Source organism: Psychrobacter proteolyticus, assembly GCF_039762275.1.
Taxonomy (GTDB): domain Bacteria; phylum Pseudomonadota; class Gammaproteobacteria; order Pseudomonadales; family Moraxellaceae; genus Psychrobacter; species Psychrobacter proteolyticus_C.
This window is the reverse complement of sequence record NZ_JBDLOB010000002.1, coordinates 307,921-325,283: the sequence shown is the minus strand read 5'-3', so window position 1 is coordinate 325,283 and position 17,363 is coordinate 307,921. Positions and strand designations below refer to the sequence as shown.

13 protein-coding genes are annotated in these 17,363 nt (G+C 44.6%); 10 read left to right on the top strand and 3 right to left on the bottom strand.

The genetic code is table 11. From position 1 onward, the window contains the following. Positions 1-44: 44 nt before the first annotated feature. Positions 45-458 (bottom strand): hypothetical protein, encoded by a 414-nt coding sequence (locus tag ABFV72_RS04400; protein WP_238051353.1) that lies wholly within the window; start codon positions 456-458, stop codon positions 45-47. Positions 459-1,063: 605 nt separating this feature from the next. On the opposite strand from ABFV72_RS04400, the gene ABFV72_RS04395 reads away from it, so the two are divergent. Both ABFV72_RS04395 and ABFV72_RS04390 read left to right on the top strand, forming a co-directional pair. Then, complete coding sequence (locus ABFV72_RS04395; RefSeq protein ID WP_347162582.1) at positions 1,064-1,993, top strand: DMT family transporter; 930 nt, start codon at positions 1,064-1,066, stop codon at positions 1,991-1,993. A gap of 244 nt (positions 1,994-2,237) precedes the next feature. Beyond that, positions 2,238-3,341, top strand: coding sequence for an alkene reductase (locus ABFV72_RS04390; protein WP_201568238.1), 1,104 nt, complete (start codon positions 2,238-2,240; stop codon positions 3,339-3,341). Between the two features lie 86 nt (positions 3,342-3,427). Here the strand turns inward: ABFV72_RS04390 and ABFV72_RS04385 are convergent, their stop codons facing one another. Next, complete coding sequence (locus ABFV72_RS04385; RefSeq protein ID WP_347162581.1) at positions 3,428-4,393, bottom strand: pirin family protein; 966 nt, start codon at positions 4,391-4,393, stop codon at positions 3,428-3,430. A 241-nt stretch (positions 4,394-4,634) separates the two neighbouring features. Continuing rightward, complete coding sequence (locus ABFV72_RS04380) at positions 4,635-5,975, bottom strand: NAD(P)/FAD-dependent oxidoreductase (protein ID WP_347162580.1); 1,341 nt, start codon at positions 5,973-5,975, stop codon at positions 4,635-4,637. Positions 5,976-6,322: 347 nt separating this feature from the next. Between ABFV72_RS04380 and ABFV72_RS04375 the strand changes: the two genes are divergently transcribed. The 8 genes from ABFV72_RS04375 to ABFV72_RS04340 all read left to right on the top strand — a co-directional run bounded on the left by ABFV72_RS04375 (position 6,323) and on the right by ABFV72_RS04340 (position 17,173). Further along, positions 6,323-7,201, top strand: a complete 879-nt coding sequence (locus tag ABFV72_RS04375; RefSeq protein WP_347162579.1) for a branched-chain amino acid ABC transporter permease — start codon at positions 6,323-6,325, stop codon at positions 7,199-7,201. A 76-nt stretch (positions 7,202-7,277) separates the two neighbouring features. Next, complete coding sequence (locus ABFV72_RS04370; RefSeq protein WP_201548966.1) at positions 7,278-8,375, top strand: branched-chain amino acid ABC transporter permease; 1,098 nt, start codon at positions 7,278-7,280, stop codon at positions 8,373-8,375. After that, on the top strand, positions 8,372-9,139 hold the full coding sequence (locus tag ABFV72_RS04365) for an ABC transporter ATP-binding protein (protein ID WP_296209273.1): 768 nt from the start codon (positions 8,372-8,374) through the stop codon (positions 9,137-9,139). The genes ABFV72_RS04370 and ABFV72_RS04365 overlap by 4 nt, the downstream gene beginning before the upstream one ends. Then, positions 9,139-9,981 carry an ABC transporter ATP-binding protein gene (locus tag ABFV72_RS04360; RefSeq protein ID WP_010196012.1) on the top strand — a complete coding sequence of 281 codons (843 nt, stop codon included), beginning with the start codon at positions 9,139-9,141 and terminating at the stop codon, positions 9,979-9,981. Before ABFV72_RS04365 ends, ABFV72_RS04360 begins: the two co-directional genes overlap by 1 nt. A 5-nt stretch (positions 9,982-9,986) precedes the next feature. Then, positions 9,987-11,972, top strand: a complete 1,986-nt coding sequence (locus ABFV72_RS04355) for an AMP-dependent synthetase/ligase (RefSeq protein WP_347162578.1) — start codon at positions 9,987-9,989, stop codon at positions 11,970-11,972. Positions 11,973-12,093: 121 nt separating this feature from the next. Beyond that, the gene (locus ABFV72_RS04350; RefSeq protein WP_057758082.1) at positions 12,094-13,332 is read left to right on the top strand and encodes an ABC transporter substrate-binding protein; all 1,239 of its coding nucleotides are present in this window, start codon (positions 12,094-12,096) and stop codon (positions 13,330-13,332) included. Between the two features lie 415 nt (positions 13,333-13,747). Beyond that, complete coding sequence (gene acs / locus ABFV72_RS04345) at positions 13,748-15,709, top strand: acetate--CoA ligase (protein ID WP_347162577.1); 1,962 nt, start codon at positions 13,748-13,750, stop codon at positions 15,707-15,709. A 270-nt stretch (positions 15,710-15,979) separates the two neighbouring features. Beyond that, entirely contained in the window at positions 15,980-17,173 is a 1,194-nt protein-coding gene (locus ABFV72_RS04340) for an NAD(P)/FAD-dependent oxidoreductase (RefSeq protein ID WP_347162576.1), read from the top strand. Positions 17,174-17,363 lie beyond the last annotated feature (190 nt).

The window sequence follows — 17,363 nt, the reverse complement described above, 5'->3', positions numbered from 1 at the left end:
AACGCTCAGCTTTATTGCACTATAAATTGCCAGAGTATTTTGTTCTATTTAGCACAAATCTCCCACTGCGATTTTGTACTAAGATAACATTGCATAACCGCTTTACCAGACTGCGCATAGGCATCACTGACGATACGCTGATTGGTTGGCAGACGATATCTGATGATCGCTGGCTCGTCATTGACGGTGGTCGTCCATCCAGTCACTTCATTACGGTCATTATAGTTTGCACTGGTAGAGGTTGCCATTTTGCCAAATCCCGGCAGATTATAGGAGACCTGTCTAAAACTATAACTCATCGCTGCACCCTCAGCGCCCTCATACTGACAGTTTAGCTTTTTTTGCAGTTTATCTTGCTTATAAACATAGCAAGTGGTCTCATCTGAGAACTGACCAACCCCGCAAAAACCTGCCGTTGCAACTGATATCATACCGACAAATAAGGCTATCCTTTTCATAATCATTCCTCAATAATTTATAAATCCTACTAATGATGTTTGCCATATATTTTTTGTATTGCCAAATACTAACCAATACCTCGTAGATAGTAGAAAAATAGTAAACAAATATCAACTAATATATTTTAAGTAAAACTTGAACTGATGTATTGAAGCTACTTTTGACATCAGTATTATTAAGAGTAGCTGACGTAGAACAGGGTTATGAGAAGGATTTACTATGATCGTGAATCTGTTTCTATAGATATTGAACTGATCGTTTACTTAAGGATGACTTTGGAGTTCTTTAGTATGTGAATAGAAAGGCGCTGGAATAGGCTAAAGTATAAGAAATATAGGATAAGCGCTGCTTGCTATATGGTGCTTACTAAAAGGGATTTGTCCAAATTTACAGATTATTAAAAAGGTGAAAACCTTAAAACTGTGCTAAAAAAATTAATAAATAGATAAAAACTCACTATAAATTCTATAAAAAATTACCTATCAAACAATTAAAAAGTTATCATCATGAGTTTTCAATCACATGATAATTTTTACAACGCATCAGACGCTTATGACCGACACGAGTTGGTAAACGCAGTCTAAGCGCTTAATAGGATTACCCAATGACCAACCGTGACCTCATCATCTTTGTGACGCTCTCTTTTATGTGGTCACTCTCTTTCGTCTTTTATCGTATCGGCGTGCCTGAGTTTGGCTCATTGGCATTTGCCAGTTTGCGTGTGATATTCGCCGGATTGGTCATGTTGGTCTTTGTATTGCTCAATAAGAGAAACAGAGTAGGCATTAAGGAGCATTGGAAAATGCTAGCGCTCGTCGGCTTGTTTTCAGCAGCGCTACCTTTTGTGTTGTTCTCGTTTTCCGCGCAGTCAGTGAACGCAGGCGTGCTAGCCGTGCTAAATGCTTCTGTGCCGATGATGAGTGGTTTTATCGCTAGAGTCTTCTTTAAAGATAGGCTATCGAAAAAACAAGCACTTGGTTTGGTCATCGGAGTGATTGGGGTAATCATATTGATGAGCGAAAGCTTATTTGGTGGTGGGGAGTCGGGCAAAGGGTTGGTCGAAGGCATACTGCCGATGGGTTACGCGCTACTAGCCTGTGTAGGTTATGCGCTTGGGGCCAACATCACCAAAAACTATCTGTATGAAGTATCGCCAGTCGCTATCACCGCAGGCTCGCTCATTATTGGTAGTATTATTATGCTGCCTGTAGCTTTTAATGAGTTCCCATATGGTAAAGATATCAGCATAAAGGCGTGGGTATCAGTGATCTGTATCGGTGTATTTTCGACCGCCATTGCGCTTATCTTTATGAATCAGCTGATTAAAAATATTGGGCCGACGCGCGCCACCAGTATTACCTTGGTCATTCCGATTTTTGCTATTATTTTAGGGTATCTACTACTTGGTGAAGCCCTAAATATCCAAGCCATCATCGGTTCAGTAGTGATATTGTTTGGCACGTATTTGTCACTTGAGCTGTCTGTCAAAAAGATGCTACAACCAAAGAATTCCACGCGGGCGACGAGAGTTTAAGCTACGGTAAACTGTCTTCGTAGCCTTTAATTATAAAGATTCAAATATCTAAATATTGGTGTTTCTGTTTGTAAATATTGCTTGGAATAATGGCATTTGCCCCCTATAAAGAACTCGGCTTATGAGTAGTGTACTTCGCAAATTATAGAACGACAGCTAAGTGCTACCTACTAATATAAGTGCTATTTATTACCAATAATAGTAAACCTGATAGTAAGGTTTAAAACAATAAACAGGGCTTTTTATGGCACATGATAATTTATTTGAAACCGTCAAAATGGGTACCCAAACCCTAAAAAATCGCATCATTATGGCACCGTTGACGCGTCTGCGTTCGGTTGAGCCAAGTGACGTACCAACAGCACTTGCAAGCGAATATTATTCACAGCGCGCAGGTTCTGGCTTGGTCATCACTGAGGCAACGCAAGTATCTTTCCAAGCGAAAGGCTATGCTGGCGCGCCAGGCGTTCATACTAAAGACCAAATCACTGCGTGGAAAACCATCGTAGATAATGTCCATGCTAAAGGTGGCAAAATCGTCGTACAGCTATGGCACACAGGTCTAGTCTCTCATGAGAGCGTACAGCCAGACGGCAAAGCGCCTATCTCTGCTTCTAACGTTGATGTTGGTGTACGTACCTCACTACGTGACAGCGACAACCAAGCCATTCGTGTAGATGCAACGCCGCCACGTCCAGCCACGCTTGAAGAAATCAAACAAGTTATCGCTGACTTTGGTCAAGCAACTAAGAACGCTAAAGAAGCGGGCTTTGATGGGGTAGAGATTCATGGTGCCCACGGTTATCTATTGCATCAGTTCTGGGTTGAGCAAACTAACCAACGTGATGATGAATACGGCGGTAGCCGCGAAAACCGTGCGCGCTTGACGCTTGACGTTATCGATGCATGCGTAGATGCTTGGGATGCAGATCATGTTGGTATTCGTATTTCACCACTGGGTACGTTCAACAATGTAGAAGCTGGATATAACGAAGACGAAAATATCTGGATGATTGAGCAGATTAACAAACGCGGTATCATGTATCTGCATCTGTCAGAGCCAGATTGGGCAGGTGGCACGCCGTATAGCGAAGACTTCCGTAAGCGTGTGCGTGCTGCTTTTGATCAAATGATTATCGCAGCTGGTGGCTATACTGCCGAAAAAGCAGAGCAAAATGTAAAAGCAGGTTATATCGATGCAGTCGCCTTTGGCCGCGACTATATTGCCAACCCTGATTTGGCTGAGCGCATTCAAAAAGGCGCCCCGCTTAATGAGCAGCATCCAGAGTCTTTCTATGGTGGCGGTGCTGAAGGTTATACCGACTATCCATTTTTAGACCAAGCGTAATAGTTAGATTTTTAGCTAAATAACGCAGCATAAGAAGCCGCTTAACTAGCAATAGTTGAGCGGCTTTTTTTACGCTTAGACTTTAATTATTTGCCGAAAATGCCTATTTGATAATCACGAAAGGTCTGGCGTAGTTCTTCTTGAGTATTCATGACAAAAGGACCGTGACCTGCGACTGGTTCACCGATTGGCTCGCCGCTTAGCAGTAGCAATTTGATAGGTGTGTCTTCATCGGTAGTTGCAGGGTAGGTCAATTCAATAGTATCAGTGGCAGGTAATGATGAATGTTCAGATTTAGTGCTTACATGATTTCGAATAGGCGCTGAAAATTCTATCAAACTACCTGCGCTGACAGCTGTACCGTTGACCAGTACTTGACCTTCTTGTACCAGCAGTAGGGTGTTATGCGTTTTCGGTACTTGTAGCGTGGTTGTACCTGCTGTATGTAGCTCGATATCCCACATATTGACTGGCGTAAAGGTCGTTGCTGCTCCCGTTATTCCATGCCAGTCACCGGCAATAATGGCAGCTTGACCGATGACAGTTTGCTCATCGCTATTGTCTATCAGATCGACGATAGGCATATCAGCACGTTTGATAGACTGATATTTGGGGTCGGTCAGTTTGTGGGCGCTTGGCAGGTTGACCCATAACTGCACCATACTAAATATACCGCCACGTTGCCCAAAGGCTTCAGAGTGGAACTCTTCGTGCAGAATGCCGCGACCAGCAGTCATCCACTGTACATCACCTTCTAAGATATCGCCGCGCCCACCTGTCGAGTCTGCATGGCTAATCTCACCTGAATAAGCGATGGTTACGGTCTCAAAACCTTTGTGTGGGTGCAGTCCAACACCATGTGGTTGCAGCTTATAATCAGGATTGGGTGAAAAAGTCGTAGGTTTACCGTAGTCAAACAATAAAAAGGGATCGGTATGGCTGTAGTTAAAATCAGGATTATTATCGAGATGGTTGATTAGGGTTTTTACAAAAAAACCGTCGCCTACCCAATGCGGTTTTTTATCACCATGAATATGCTTGATTGGACGCATGGATTACCTCATAAGTCTAAATGGCATTGCTATCAATAGGATGAATGCCTTACGTTAATTCTACTATGAAAATAGACTTATGTTGTGTTTATTCTCATCACTCTCTAATACTACTGTCTAAAACCACTCAACTATCATCAAACATACTGTCAGCCATTATCTGAGTACTGATCAATTATCCACATGCTGACAGTCATTAAAGCTATCATTATCGCTATAAATAGTGAAGCCATTAAGGTGATTAAACGACTTCACCACTGACAAAACCACTGGCCCAAGCCCATTGGAAGTTATAACCGCCAAGCCAGCCTGTCACGTCGAGCACCTCACCGATAAAGTATAAGCCATCTTGTAAGTTACTTTGCATCGTTTTGGAAGATACCTCGTCGGTTGTAACGCCGCCGCGTGTGACTTCAGCGGTACGGTAGCCTTCTGTACCAGAGGGCTTGAGCTGCCAGCCATTGAGCGTAGCCCCAAGTTCTGTAAGGCGCTCGTCTCTGATGTTGGCAAGTTCTATATCTTTGATATCTTCCCACAGATGCGTCTGTAACGCTGCCAATAGCTTCTTGGGTAGCGCATTGTCCGTGTTTTCTGCCAATACGGTACGAATCAGTTGGCGTGGATGTGAACTTTTACGAGTTAGTAAAAGTTCAGTGACGTCTATCTCAGGCAACAGATTGATACTGATGGTTTCACCAGTCTGCCAATAGTTGGATAGCTGTAGCATGGCAGGGCCAGAGAGACCGCGATGGGTAAATAGGACGGGCAATTTAAAAGAGATACGCTCGTTACTGGCAATAACTGGCAGACTGATACCAGCCAAGGCGCGGATAAGCTCGCCTGTTTTATCAGTGAAGGTAAACGGCACAAGACTGGCGTCAGTAGGCACGAGAGTATGCCCAAACTGCTGCGCCAACTCATAGCCGATACCACTTGCCCCCATTGTCGGGATAGACAGGCCACCAGTAGCGACCACCAAAGATTCACAGCTATAGCGTGTTTGCGCGGACTGAGTGCCGCTCGCGATGTCTTTTTTACCAAGCTTTTTACTCGTCGTTAAATAAAAGCGTTCGCCGTTATCATGAGCAGCAGTTTTAACATGATCAATTTGAGCATTAAGCTTTACTTGTACGCCTACGGCTGTGCATTCATCTAGAAGCATAGACAAGATATCTTGTGCCGAGTCATCACAGAACAGCTGACCATGTTCGCGTTCATGGTAGGCAATTTTATGCGACTCTACCATGCCGATAAACTCCCAACTCGGGTAACGACTCAGCGCTGATTTGCAGAAGTGGGGATTGGCACCGATAAAATGCTCAGGCTCCACAAAGTAATTGGTAAAGTTACAGCGACCACCACCCGACATCAAAATCTTTTTGCCAGCTTTATTGGCATGATCCAATACCAATACGCGGCGGCCGCGGCGACCAGCAGTCAGTGCGCAATATAATCCTGAAGCACCAGCACCGATGATAATGACGTCATAGTGGTTATCAGTAGATTTTTTGGCTGACGATGGATTGCCTACTGACGAATTGCTTGGCTTAACTGACTTTGCTTGTTTTGGCATTTGACTCATGATGATGACTTATAGAATAGGTTTGGATAGACGATATAAAGTAGCTAATTATACCATGCCAATAATGGCGATGTTTTTAGGTGAGTAATATAAATAGCTTTTGTCGCTTGCTATAAATCATTGAATAACTTTGATTTTTCTATAGACAATAATTCGTAGTTGGTATAATGTGAATACATGAATATTATTCGCTACTACTGCTGCCATGTTGATTACTTACTAAAACGCTAGTCGTTTTGATATGAAGAAAATGAATTTCTTTACAAGTAGTTGATGAAAAAGTCAGTCGATTGAACCGCTTATTCAAACATTGTCACGGATGATAATGTTAAGACAAAAGGGACTTTATGGATATCCTACAACTGCTCATTAGCGGGATTGCTAATGGTTGTATATATGGGCTGTTAGCGCTGGGTTTTGTACTCATTTACAAAGCCTCAGAAGCGGTCAATTTCGCCCAAGGCGACATGCTTATGCTCGGTGCCTTTTTAGGCATATCTTTCATCAATGCCGATCAGGCAAATCTTCCTTTCTTATTAGGCATCACCTTTGCTTCTGTCATCATGGGTGCATTTGGCTACTTACTTGATCGCTTTATCCTACGTGGTATTTTTGGTCAGCCGCAATTTGCGATGGTTATCCTTACCATCTCGCTTGGTTTCCTAATGCGCTTCGTCGCTGGTGTCATCTGGGGACATAGCCCAGTCTCACTACAGACGCCGTTTTCAGGCAAGATGTTGGCATTAGGCTCGCTAAGTATCGCTTATGTTGACATCATTATCATCATATCTACTATCGCATTAACCTCTATTTTATACTTCTTTTTTGCCCACACACGGCTTGGTATTGCGATGCAAGCCAGTAGTCAAAACCAAATGGCAGCCTACTATATGGGTATTCCTGTCAAGCGGGTCAACGGTATCGTTTGGGCATTGTCAGGGGTGGTTGCCGCACTTGCCGGCATACTATTTGCGGCCAAAGGTGCTATCGAGCCCTCTGTCGGATTACTATTCGGTATCAAGGCCTTCGCCGCTGCGGTAATCGGTGGCTTAGGCTCCTTGCCCGGTGCGCTGGCAGGCGGGTTGCTAGTAGGGGTGATAGAGCCCTTTGCTGGGCGTTATCTACCGCTAGGTCTTAGTCAAATTGCGCCTTATGTGGTTATGCTAATCGTACTAATCGTACGTCCGGGCGGTATTTTTTCTCAGGTCAAACAGAAAAAAGTATAGAAGCTTTGATCCAAGGCAGCTTTGATTCAAGGATGACAAAGCGGCCTCCAAATCTTTTCAAGGATGAGTACTGCCCATGAAAGCTCAGTTTAAACACAGCTATGATCAAGATATCAATATCTTCGATGACAAAAGCCAACTCATAAAGTATGGCGTGCTTCTCTTGCTACTACTAATGGCGCCTTGGTTGTTGAGCAACTATTACATCAGTGAGCTTAGCGCCATATTGATTTGGTCTATCTCTGGATTGGGTCTGATGCTCTTGACCGGGCACACCGGACAGGTCAGCTTAGGTCATGCCGCCTTTATGGCGATAGGGGCATTTAGCCATATGGCACTGATGGCTCGAGGGTGGAATTTTTTCCCTGCTTTGATTGCCTGCGCACTCATCACTGGGGTTATCGGCGCTATCATTGCCAGACCTATCCTACGAACTAGTGGTATCTATTTAGCCATCGCAACCTTAGCGCTTAGTATTATCGTCGAGGACATCGCTATCGTGGCTGAGCCTATTACTGGCGGCATCTCTGGTACCTTTGCTTCTCCCATTAACCTCTTTGGCTACACCATCGATCGTTATATCACGCCAAAAGCATTTTATTACTTATGCCTCGCGCTCGTGGTGCTAGTTACCTTAGGGTATATCAACTTACTCAGAAGTGGCACAGGACGATCATTCTTAGCCATCAGAGACAGCGAAGTATCCGCCCGCGCGCTTGGCGTCAATGTACCGCAAGCCAAAACACTAGCGTTCAGCATATCTTGCGCGATTACCGCTGTTGGCGGCGCTATGTACGGACATTTTGTGCAAGCGGTCAATTATGAGAGTTTCACCGTTATCATCTCTATCACCATCCTGCTGCAAATCGTCATCGGCGGTTTGGGCTCCATACATGGTGCGTTTTTTGGTGCTGTCGTCGTTGTCTTATTGCCACAAGTGATTGCTATCTTAGGCGATATGGTTGGTCAAGGTGCGGGCTCTAGTATCACCAGTATTCCTGGTATTGATACGGCGCTGTTTGCCTTAGTCATTGTCATCATGATCATCTATGAGCCACGCGGTATATACGGTATTTGGATAAAGATACGGACTTGGTTTCAGATGTTTCCGTTATATCGAAAAGGACTGTTTCGCCGTTCTAAAACTTATCTTAAAACGGAGCGTATGCGATGAGCTTATTAAAAGTTGACTCTTTATCTATCGCATTTGGCGGTGTAAAAGCCGTTGATGATATTAGTTTTGAGGTAAACGAGGGCGAGGTATTTACTATCGTAGGACCTAATGGGGCTGGTAAATCAACGATTTTTAACTTAATCAGTCGCTTGTACGAGCCGCTTAGTGGTCGTATTACCTTTGATGGTACTGATATTACCAAGCTACCTGCTCACGATATCGCAAAATTGGGTATTGCCCGTACGTTTCAAAACATTGAGTTATTTGATCACTCAAGCGTGCTTCAAAACCTGCTTATCGGTCGACATTCACAGCGTAATACGTCATGGATACAGGACTTATTGTTTTTGCCAAAGGTCCGCCGTAGCGAGCGTGAGCATCGTTTGCAAGTTGAAAAAATTATAGATTTTTTAGAGTTAGCGCCTTATCGAGATAAGCTGATAGCAGGTCTGCCTTATGGTATTAGAAAAGTGGTCGAGATTGCTCGCGCATTAGCGGCTAACCCAAAGCTTATTTTGCTCGATGAGCCGGCCTCTGGTCTCAGCGTAGAGGAGACGTCCGAGATGGCATGGTGGATCGAAGATATGCAAAAAGATCTTGGCTTGACTATCTTGATGGTAGAGCATGACATGAGTCTTGTAAATCGGGTGTCAGATCGAGTATTGGCCGTCGCTGAAGGTAAGTTTTTGGCTCAGGGCACGGCAGCTGAGGTGCAAGCCAATCCACAGGTTATTGAAGCCTATCTTGGACAGGAGAGTGTGTAATGTCAGCTATTAAAAAATCACTATCCTCTGCCGCACCGGCTACTGAAATGAATTTGGTCGACTCTGAAGTAAAGAACAACGTACTTGAAGTGCGAAATCTAGAATCCGCTTATGGTCCAGTGATGGCATTGAGAGGCGTGAGTCTAGAGGTGCCCGAAGGTAAAGTGGTCACGATTTTGGGCGCGAATGGTGCGGGCAAGACGACGCTAATGAAAACCATCTCGGGAGTTATCAATCCTCGCAAGGGCGCAGTGTGGTTCCATGGTGAACGCATCGATGGCACTGAGCCTGATCGTTTGGTCAAAAAAGGACTGTCACACGTGCCCGAGGGACGCGAGGTGTTTCCCTTTTTGAATGTCGCCGAAAACTTAGCGATGGGCGCTTATACTCGGCGTGACAAGTCTGAGATACAGCGTGATGTCGAGATGATATATGAGTATTTTCCTATTCTAAAAGATCGCCGTACACAAGCAGCGGGCACGATGTCTGGTGGTCAGCAGCAAATGCTCGCTATCGGTCGCGGGCTAATGTCACGACCCTCTCTTATGCTACTCGATGAGCCGTCTCTTGGACTGTCTCCATTATTGGTACAAGAGATATTTGCCATTATTCGACGATTAAATAAAGAGCAAGGCGTGACGATTCTACTGGTTGAACAAAACGCAAGAGTTGCTTTGGCAGCAGCGGATTACGGTTATGTGTTAGAAACAGGGCGTATTGTCATGGCAGGCTCAGCGGACAAACTCATGCACTCTGATGATATTAAAGAGTTCTATTTGGGACAAACCAAAGATAACACTGCGGAAGCCACTCGGTGGAAACGCAAAAAGACTTGGCGATAATAATCATGACGACCTCCATTGATATTGATGTTAATACTGAAAACAATACTTCACTTTCTCCTGAGGATGCTATGGATACTACGATCACGGAGGTCACAGCTGCCGCGCCAGTATCGTCTAAAGACCATTCTGAAAATCATGCTGACAAGACTGGTCAACAGATACACAATGCGCCTTTCGATCATCCACCCCAAATCCTAGAAGGGTGCGATACGCTGAGCAAACTTTGGCGACAGGTTTGCTTGAGCCGAGGTGATAGGATTGCGCATCGCGAAAAGAGCTTTGGTATCTGGCAGAGTTATAGTTGGCTAGACTATTATCATCATAGCTGCGATATCAGCATGGCACTCGTCGAGCTTGGCCTGAGTAAAGGCGATACTGTCTCTATCTTGAGTGAAGACAATAAAGAATGGCTTTATTTTGATATGGGTGTCTGCGGCGTAGGCGGGATACCCAATGGTGTCTATACGACAGACAGTCCCGAGCAGCTTGCTTATATCCTAAATGACAGCCACTCAAAGTTTCTGATTGTAGAAAACGATGAGCAATTGCATAAGTTTTTAGAGATTCGTGAACAGACGCCTAATGTCAAAAAAGTCATTGTCCTTGACCGTAAAGGCTTGCGTAGCCTAGAGGATGATCAGGTTGTTTTCCTCGATGAGCTATATACGATTGGTCGAAGTGTTGATAACGCAAGAGAGCGTTTTAGCGATTATATTGATCAAGGTACGCCTAATGACATACGTACTTTAATCTATACCTCTGGCACGACAGGTAACCCAAAAGGTGCGATTTTAACGCACGCCAATGTCCTCTTTGAGCTAAAAACAAGTATAGATATCCTCCCTATATTGCCCACTGATGAGCAGCTGTGTTTTCTGCCTTTATGCCATGTACTCGAACGTTTAACGTCAGTAGATCTGCCTATCCATCGAGGCTGTATCGTTAACTTTGCCGAGAGTACAGAGACGGTATTTGAGAATATGAAAGAAGTCTCACCTGATACCTTTACCGCTGTGCCCAGACTGTGGGAAAAAATGTACGCCTCCATCAGTAATATGCGTAGCGACGCCAGTGCACTCAATGGCTGGGCATTTGATCAAGCCATAAAAGCAGGTCATGACTATGCTGATATCGTGATGGCAGGCAATACGCCCACGACAGGTCAACGACTGCGTTACGAGTTTTGGAACCAACTGGTGCTATATAAAATTCGTGACCTAATAGGTATGAGTAATATTCGCCGTGCCACTACTGGTGCCGCGCCCATCTCGCTAGATATTATCCGCTGGTTTCATGCGATAGGGGTGCCTATCTATGAAGGCTATGGCATGACCGAAAGTGCGGGCGTGATATCGGTCAATACGCCTGAAGCGCAGATGGCCGGCAGCGTAGGTAAGGCACTACCAGACTCTGAAGTCCGTATCGCCGACAATGGGGAGATACTCGTAAAAGGGGCTAACGTGTTTGCAGGCTACTGGAATAAGCCAGAAAAAACCGCTGAGGACTTACGTGATGGCTGGCTACATACGGGCGATGTCGGCGAGATAAGAGATGGTTATATATTTATCACAGGTCGTATCAAGGACATTATTATCACCGCAGGCGGCAAAAACGTCACACCAGCTGCGATTGAAAGCAAACTTAAATTTTCACCTTATATCTCAGACGCGGTCGTCATTGGCGATAAGCGGAAGTATTTGACTTGTCTGATCATGATAGATCAAGAAAACGTCGAAAAATATGCACAAGACAATCAAGTGATGTTTTCTGATTTTCGCTCGTTGTGTCACGCGCCAGAAGTCATCGCCTTGATAGATGAGGTCGTACAGTCTGCTAATGAGACCCTAGCTCAGGTAGAAACCATAAAGCAATTCAGGCTTATAGATGTGCTGCTCAGTCCTGAAGATGATGAATTGACCGCGACGATGAAACTGAAAAGAAACTTGGTTGAGAAAAAGCATCACGCTCTCATCGACTCCATGTACTGATCTAGCTCTTTATCACAGTTTAGCTTAGTACCGTTCAGCTTTTTTGAAATCGTCTCAACCTCGAAAGTATTAATCTCAAGAGCATCAAACTAACAGCGACTGAGTCGCAAGGAGAAAGGCAATGAAATGGACATTCAAGACCACGCTACTAGCACTCACGGTCGGTACGATGGGTTTAGTAGGGTGTAGTGATCCAGAAACGACCGCAGCGACGGGCACTGATACTGAGGCTGCTACATCTACTTCTACAAGTGATATGCCAGTACAAGGCGTGACCGATACTGAGATTATCTTAGGCGGTGCGAATGATTTATCTGGGCCGTTCGCTGGATTTGGTAATCCTGCCGTCGCCGCAGCCAATATGTATTTTGATGAGGTGAATGCGGCAGGCGGTGTCAATGGTCGAAAGATTCGTTACATTGTCGAGGACCATTCTTATCAAGTACCAAAGGCCGTACAGTCTGCGAACAAACTGGTCAGCCGCGATAAAGTGTTTGCCATGCTGATGTCGCTAGGCACACCGCACAACTTAGCGAGCTTCCCTATTATGGATCGTGCCAACGTTCCTAGTATCATGCCGCTCACTTTTGCTCGGGCGATGCAAGAGGAAGGGGATTTCAATCGTCGTTATACCGCTGGTAGTACCTATTATGATTCAATAAAGCTAGGTATGGAGTACCTTATTGCCGAAAACAAAGTTAGTAATTTATGTGTCATGTATATCCCATCAGATTATGGTGAAGAGACCAATGAGGCGGCTAAGGATATCAGCGATAACAATCCTAACGTCACTTTAGTTCAGTCCAGCTCACATCGTCCTGATGAAACAGACTTTGCTGGGGCAATGGCCAAGTTAAAAGACGCTAAATGTGAGCTTATTGCTTTATCTCTAACCATTCGCGGTGCTATTACAGCGGTTGGTACGGCAAATGCTATGGGCTGGAGTGATGTGAAGTTTATCGCTCCTGTAACTGGTTTCCATCCTGCAGTTGCAGCTGCACCAGGCGGCGCAAGTGAAGGCTTATATTCTGTGTCTTACTATAATGATTTGGCACTAAGAGCGAATGAACCTGAGACTAAAGCTTGGGTTGAGAAGTTCGAAAAAGCAACAGGAGAGGAAGTATCAGCAGGTGCTATTCTTGGTTATCTAGCCGCTAAAGTGACCGTTGATGGTCTAACCGCAGCAGGTCCTGACTTAAATGCCGACACTTTCAACAAGGGTCTAGAGACCGTCAGCTTTGTCGATGGCGTTACAGGATCTACGGTTGCCATCACGCCTGAGAGCCATGTCGCGATTAATGATATCTATTTGTCGCAAGTACAAAATGGTCAATGGAAAACAGTAACGCAGCTTAAATAATACATCCTAGATGTTTAGTGAATTTTCGATAGCAGCAAGCCATACATAAGTATGGCTTGTATCGTTTATACGCTTTGGGTTTAGTAATAATTTTATTTTATATTTTAATTGTTTTACGATTATTTATAAGTGCAAGCTCCTTCTTAATACAAAATAAGCCATAAGTCATAGATAATAAAAATTGACTGGAATAATGAGTCAATTTCCTTATAGCGACTAGATTATTTGTGCCTAAACATACAGATGTACAGTGAAATTGTTATGTTTGGCTTTTGATGTCTTGCAACCGTCACGCTTATTTGTCAAACTAACGATGAGTGTCACACATTATGGAAGATGACTCTTATCGCTTACATGGGGCGCGTCATAGACGTTTATCCGTGTAGGTCATAATAATTAAAAGGGACCCAATACTATGACTCAGAAATCATTTCCTATCTCAGCCGAGTTTATGGCTGCTGCCAATACCACACCTGATAAGTACCTTACAGACTACCAGCAATCTATCGAATCAGCCGAAGCAATTGATGCTTTTTGGGCGAAGCGTGCTGAGCTAATCGACTGGATAAAAAAACCAACCAAGGTCAGTAACGTCAATTATGACTTAGATGATTTTCGCATCAAATGGTTTGAAGATGGTGAGCTAAACATTTCAGTCAACTGTCTCGACCGTCACCTCGAAGAAAACCCATACAAGCCTGCTATCATTTGGGAGGGTGATCACCCTTCATTGCACAAAATCATTTCTTTTAAAGAGTTGCATGAAGCTGTCTGCCGCTTGGGTAATTCATTGCGCAAGCTTGGCGTTGTAAAAGGTGACCGCGTAACGCTATATATGCCGATGATACCGGAAGCTATGGTAGCGATGCTGGCATGTGCGCGTATCGGTGCGGTGCATTCAGTGGTGTTTGGTGGTTTTTCTGCCGAGAGTCTGGGCAATCGCTTGATAGACAGTCGCTCAAAAGTTGTTATTACCGCTGATGAGGGTTTACGTGGCGGCAAGCACACACCGCTCAAAGCCAATGTCGATCACGCACTCGACATGGATGGCACTGAGAGTGTCGAAAAAGTCATCGTCGTTCATCGTACGGGTAACTCTATACCGATGAGTGGCCGCCGTGATGTTTGGTATCATAATTTGGTCGATGGTCAATCAGAGATCTGCGAGCCTGAAGTCATGAACGCCGAAGACCCGCTATTCTTATTATATACGTCTGGCTCTACTGGTAAGCCAAAAGGTGTCGTGCATACTACAGGCGGCTATATTACCTATGCTATTTCAACGTTCCGTGATGTTTTTGATATCAAAGAAGATGACGTCTACTGGTGTACGGCAGATGTGGGCTGGATTACTGGGCACACGTATTCAACATATGCACCATTGGCCAATGGTACGACAACGGTAATGTTCGAAGGTGTGCCAGAGCATCCAACATGGGCGCGCATCGGTCATATTATCGATAAGCATGACGTGACTATTTTATACACTGCACCGACAGCCATTCGCGCGATGATGAAAGAGGGCGATGCTTTTGTTCGAGAATCGGATCGTTCTAGTTTGCGTCTGCTAGGGTCGGTCGGTGAGCCGATCAATCCAGAAGCGTGGGACTGGTACTACAATGTCGTCGGTGATGGTAAATGTCCTATCGTTGATACATGGTGGCAGACCGAGACAGGCGGCATCTTAATGGCACCAATACCAGGTACGGTCGATCTCAAACCGGGCGCGGCCATGACACCACTATATGGTGTCAAACCAGAAATTGTTGATGGCGATGGTGCGATTTTAGAAGGCCCTGCAGAAGGCAATTTGGTGATCAGTAGCGGCTGGCCAGGGCAGATGCGTACCATCTACAATGACCATCCACGTTTCTTAAAGACTTACTTTAGCGATTATCCAGGTCATTATTTCACAGGTGATGGTGCTCAGCGTGATGAAGATGGGCATTACTGGATTACTGGTCGTGTTGACGATGTACTCAACGTGGCAGGGCATCGCTTGGGCACAGCAGAGATTGAAAGCGCCGTGGTTGCGCATCCTGCAACTGCTGAAGCTGCGATTGTCGGTATGCCGCATGAGATACGCGGTACAGGTATCTGTGCATTTATCATTCTAAAGTCGGGTGAAGAAAAAACTGACGATCTAAAAGCAGAATTAAAACGCCATGTGCGTGCTGAGATTGGACCAATTGCGACTTTAGATGCCATCTATATGGTTGATGCATTGCCAAAAACGCGCTCAGGAAAAATCATGCGCCGTATCTTGCGTAATCTTGCAGCAGGTCAATATGTAGGACTAGGCGACCTGTCTACGCTTGCCGATAGCTCAGTGATTAATGACTTGGTTGAAGAAGTCAAAGCGGGCCGTGGAGAGTAAGTCAGCCTGATAACAAACCTGCAGTATTAAGGATAGTGATTCAATACTAGCCATTAATATTCATATATTAAAGCTAAATAAAAGCCATGTTATCGAGAATAGCATGGCTTTTTTACGTATACGATATTGATATTGGCGCATTTTGAAGGTTCAATAATGCTAATAAAACAATATTATTACTATATTAATTGGTGAGACACTCGGTACTTACTAGGTTAGATACTTAATATAGTAGCGACTCATAAATACTTTATAAGGTCTATTGTCATCATGACTGATCATGCTTCGTGCTCAACTGTTCTATCTGCCCCAAAAATCGCCATCATCGGTGGCGGCCTAACGGGATTGCTTATCGCAACACTATTAGAGCGTGCTTCAAACCAGACAGGATCGTCATCTAACACCCCGCAAATCACTATCTTTGAAAAATCACGCAGTGTAGGCCGTTTAGCGACCCGCTATCGCAGCGATAGTAAAACTGATAAAAACTGGCAATGGTCATTCGGTGCACAGTTTTTTACTGCGAAAACTGCTGATTTTCAACAGTTTATCGCGCCTTGGTTAGATACAGGGTTGCTGAAGCCGTGGTGTGCTGAAGTGATTGAGTTAACCCCGGCAGATGACAATGAGCAGTCGCCTAATATCCAAAGCAAAGAGCAATGGGACGCTGTGCATGCCCGTTACATCAGCACACCGAAAATGACCAGTTGGGGCCGTGAATTGGCCGCTGCGCTTAATCACACGACCATAGTATTTAAGACCCGTGTCGCACCGCTCACTCAGTATTTGCACCATCAAAACCCGCAGCAGTTTCAGCATCAAACTTTTAATCAAAACAGCAAGAAAACTGAGCTACTTGACGAAACTGGAGCCAGTCTCGGTTGTTTTGATTGGGTGATCTGCACAGCGCCAAATGGTCAGGCGGTAGAGCTGATGGCGGATAGCGGCTTTAGTCAACAAGACAAAATTACTAAGCCGCAAATGCAAGCCTGCTATACGCTAATGCTTGGCTGGGATGATGTACAAAAGCTACCTGAGACATTAAAGGGTCAGCTAGCACCGCAATGGGATGTTGCTTATTTAAATAGCGCTATTCTTGATAGGATATTTATTGAGCATCAAAAACCTGCTCATGGTGAACTACTACCAAGTGTCACCATTCATGCACGTAATGACTGGTCAGAAGCCCACGTCGATGATGATATAGAGATAGTCAAAGAACTATTATTACAGGTGGCAAAACAAGCATTAAATTGGAATGAAGACAGCGCACCTAGCCAGACAGATTGTCATCGTTGGCGCTATGCAGCTACTATCGTAAATCAGGATACTGAAGAGCTAGGCATCTTAATCGATGCAACCAAGCAATGGATCGTCAGTGGAGACTGGTGTGCAAAAGGTAATATTGAGAGCTGCTATCGGGTGGCGCAGCAAACCGTTAAGGCAATCATGCAAACGCAGTAAGCGTGATATCCATGCTCATTATTTTACATTGTTTAAAACTGAGGCTTATTTTAAAGCTAGTGTTTAAGCGATATTTGGGAAGTATAAAAACTCGATATTTAGCAAAATGTAAGCAAAAAAAGGCCCACAGAGGGGGTGCTTTCGGCATTATCAGACATTCTCTAATGTTATCAAAACCCTATGTATTATA

Coding starts and splice junctions, on each gene's coding strand:
- ABFV72_RS04350 (WP_057758082.1), top strand. CDS start 12,094: ATGAAATGGACATTCAAGACCACGCTACTAGCACTCACGGTCGGTACG.
- ABFV72_RS04365 (WP_296209273.1), top strand. CDS start 8,372: ATGAGCTTATTAAAAGTTGACTCTTTATCTATCGCATTTGGCGGTGTA.
- ABFV72_RS04375 (WP_347162579.1), top strand. CDS start 6,323: ATGGATATCCTACAACTGCTCATTAGCGGGATTGCTAATGGTTGTATA.
- ABFV72_RS04360 (WP_010196012.1), top strand. CDS start 9,139: ATGTCAGCTATTAAAAAATCACTATCCTCTGCCGCACCGGCTACTGAA.
- ABFV72_RS04390 (WP_201568238.1), top strand. CDS start 2,238: ATGGCACATGATAATTTATTTGAAACCGTCAAAATGGGTACCCAAACC.
- ABFV72_RS04370 (WP_201548966.1), top strand. CDS start 7,278: ATGAAAGCTCAGTTTAAACACAGCTATGATCAAGATATCAATATCTTC.
- ABFV72_RS04385 (WP_347162581.1), bottom strand. CDS start 4,393: ATGCGTCCAATCAAGCATATTCATGGTGATAAAAAACCGCATTGGGTA.
- ABFV72_RS04380 (WP_347162580.1), bottom strand. CDS start 5,975: ATGAGTCAAATGCCAAAACAAGCAAAGTCAGTTAAGCCAAGCAATTCG.
- ABFV72_RS04355 (WP_347162578.1), top strand. CDS start 9,987: ATGACGACCTCCATTGATATTGATGTTAATACTGAAAACAATACTTCA.
- acs (WP_347162577.1), top strand. CDS start 13,748: ATGACTCAGAAATCATTTCCTATCTCAGCCGAGTTTATGGCTGCTGCC.
- ABFV72_RS04395 (WP_347162582.1), top strand. CDS start 1,064: ATGACCAACCGTGACCTCATCATCTTTGTGACGCTCTCTTTTATGTGG.
- ABFV72_RS04400 (WP_238051353.1), bottom strand. CDS start 458: ATGAAAAGGATAGCCTTATTTGTCGGTATGATATCAGTTGCAACGGCA.
- ABFV72_RS04340 (WP_347162576.1), top strand. CDS start 15,980: ATGACTGATCATGCTTCGTGCTCAACTGTTCTATCTGCCCCAAAAATC.